Raw genomic sequence first — 2,390 nt, forward strand, 5'->3', positions numbered from 1 at the left:
CCCCCCGGGGTCCCCGGGGCCGGCCGGGGGGGGGCCCGGGGGGCTCTCCCCGCCCATCCCGCTCGGGCCCTCGGCCGCCCAAACCCCGGGCGGCCCCGGTGTTCCGGGGGGGGGGCCGGGGCCTTCGCGTCTGTCCACCGAGCGCGGGCCGCTCAGGGGACAGACGTCAGCGGGCGCGGCGGGCCAGGCGCTCGGAATCGGAGATCAGCACGCTCTTGCCCTCCAGGCGCAGCCAGCCGCGGTGTGCGAAGTCGGCCAGCGCCTTGTTCACCGTCTCGCGGGAGGCGCCGACGAGCTGGGCGATCTCTTCCTGGGTCAGGTCGTGGGTGACCCGCAGTGCGCCGGCCTCCTGGGTACCGAAGCGCTGCGCGAGCTGCAGCAGCGCCTTGGCCACGCGGCCGGGCACGTCGGTGAAGATCAGGTCGGCGAGATTGTTGTTGGTGCGCCGCAGGCGGCGGGCGAGCACGCGCAGCAACTGCTCGGCGATCTCCGGGCGCTGATCGATCCACGCCTTGAGCGCGTCGCGGTCCATGGTGACCGCACGCACCTCGGTGACCGTGGTCGCGGTGGACGTGCGCGGGCCGGGGTCGAAGATCGACAGCTCGCCGAACATGTCCGACGGGCCCATGATCGTGAGCAGGTTCTCCCGGCCGTCCGGGGACCGACGCCCGATCTTCACCTTGCCCGAGGTGATGATGTACAGCCGGTCACCGGGCTCACCCTCGTTGAAGATGACATGACCGCGCGGAAAGTCCACGGGCTGCAGCTGTTTGGCGAGGGCCGCCACCGCGGTTGGCTCTACGCCTTGGAAGATGCCTGCTCTGGCGAGGGCCTCGTCCACGAATGTGCTCCTTTGGGAAATGGCTCTAGTCCTGGACCGAAGCAAATCGGCCGAAAGCGCAGTCTACGCGGCCGTGCGCCGGGGTAGTGACAGACACCACGTTACAAGTGCGTTCCGTGGAACGGGCGGGACGGGCGGATTTCGGGCGCGTCCCGGCGGGCCGCAGCCGTGCTGGCGACCCTCGATCGGCCTTGGGCGGCCTCAGCTGGCGCGGGCGACGTCGATGCCGCCCTGCGCCGATCCTCGGTTGCGCATATTGGCGACGGCGGCGGGCACGCCGATCTCGGTCAGCTCGTCGACCTCGGCGTTGCTCGCCTTGTCGAGGTACTGCTGAACCTCAGGATCCGGTTCGAGAAGTTTGCGGAGCCGATTCTCGAGCCGCTCCATACCGAGGGCGAAGATCATCAACGCCATCGGGAAGAGCACCACAGCGAGTCCTTGCATAGCGTGGAGTAAACACGGTGAAGGTCTCGGATGGAACACGTGGGCCGATCGGAAGGGATCCGTGTCACCCCGATTCCGTATGGTGAACCCGTGCGTGTCTCCCCGTCGTCCACCGCCGCCGATGCCTCGCCCGCCGCCGATCCGCCCGACGTCGCGCCCGCCGCGGAGACGACCGCCGCACCGCCTCCCGCCGCGCCACGCACCCGGAGATCACGCGCGCGACGAGCGGAAACGCGCCTGGGCCTGGTGCGCCGCGCGCGGCGGATGAATCGTGTTCTGGCCGAGGCGTTCCCGGACGCGCACTGCGAACTCGACTTCACCACCCCGCTGGAATTGGCGGTGGCGACAATCCTGTCCGCGCAATGCACCGACGAGCGCGTGAATCTGACCACACCCGCCTTGTTCGCCCGGTATCGGACCGCCCGCGACTATGCGGAGGCGAACCGTGCCGAGCTCGAGGAATTCATCAGGCCGACCGGTTTCTTCCGTAACAAGACGACATCGCTGATAGGCCTGGGGCAGGCGTTGACAGAGAAATTCGATGGTGAAGTACCTCACACACTCGAAGAATTGGTGAAATTGCCGGGAATCGGCCGGAAAACCGCCAATGTGATCCTCGGTAACGCCTTCGGTGTCCCCGGCATCACCGTGGACACCCATTTAGGCCGCCTGGTCCGTCGCTGGGGCTGGACGACCGAGGAGGACCCGGTCAAGGTCGAGCACATCGTCGGCGAACTGATCGAGCGCAAGGAGTGGACGATGCTCTCGCACCGGGTCATCTTCCACGGCAGGCGCGTGTGCCACGCCCGCAAGCCCGCCTGCGGCGCCTGCGTGCTCGCCGCCGACTGCCCGTCCTACGGTCTCGGCCCGACCGACCCGGAGGCGGCCGCCGCGCTGGTCAAGGGACCCGAGCGCGAGCACCTGCTGCGGATGGCCGGCCTGTGAGCCGCCGGGCGGTCGCCGCGCGGATCGGATTGGCGGCGCTCGTCACCGTCGTGGCACTGGCCGTGGCGTTGTGGCCGCGCGGCGGGAGCGAGGACGACGGCGCGCGGGCCCCGGCCGGCGCCGTTCCCGCCGAGCTGCGCGCCGAGGCGGCCCTCGCGCC

At 69.9% G+C, this 2,390-nt stretch carries 3 protein-coding genes; 1 reads left to right on the forward strand and 2 read right to left on the reverse strand.

Going from position 1 to position 2,390, the window contains the following annotated elements:
• Nucleotides 1–166: 166 nt before the first annotated feature.
• Nucleotides 167–841, reverse strand: a complete 675-nt coding sequence (locus QH283_RS15225) for a Crp/Fnr family transcriptional regulator (RefSeq protein WP_019044571.1) — start codon at nucleotides 839–841, stop codon at nucleotides 167–169.
• Between the two features lie 201 nt (nucleotides 842–1,042).
• Entirely contained in the window at nucleotides 1,043–1,285 is a 243-nt protein-coding gene (locus QH283_RS15230) for a hypothetical protein (protein ID WP_280503651.1), read from the reverse strand.
• Between the two features lie 264 nt (nucleotides 1,286–1,549).
• On the opposite strand from QH283_RS15230, the gene nth reads away from it, so the two are divergent.
• On the forward strand, nucleotides 1,550–2,230 hold the full coding sequence (gene nth / locus QH283_RS15235) for an endonuclease III (protein ID WP_280503652.1): 681 nt from the start codon (nucleotides 1,550–1,552) through the stop codon (nucleotides 2,228–2,230).
• Nucleotides 2,231–2,390: the final 160 nt, after the last annotated feature.

The organism is Nocardia farcinica, from assembly GCF_029867845.1.
Lineage (GTDB): Bacteria > Actinomycetota > Actinomycetes > Mycobacteriales > Mycobacteriaceae > Nocardia > Nocardia farcinica_A.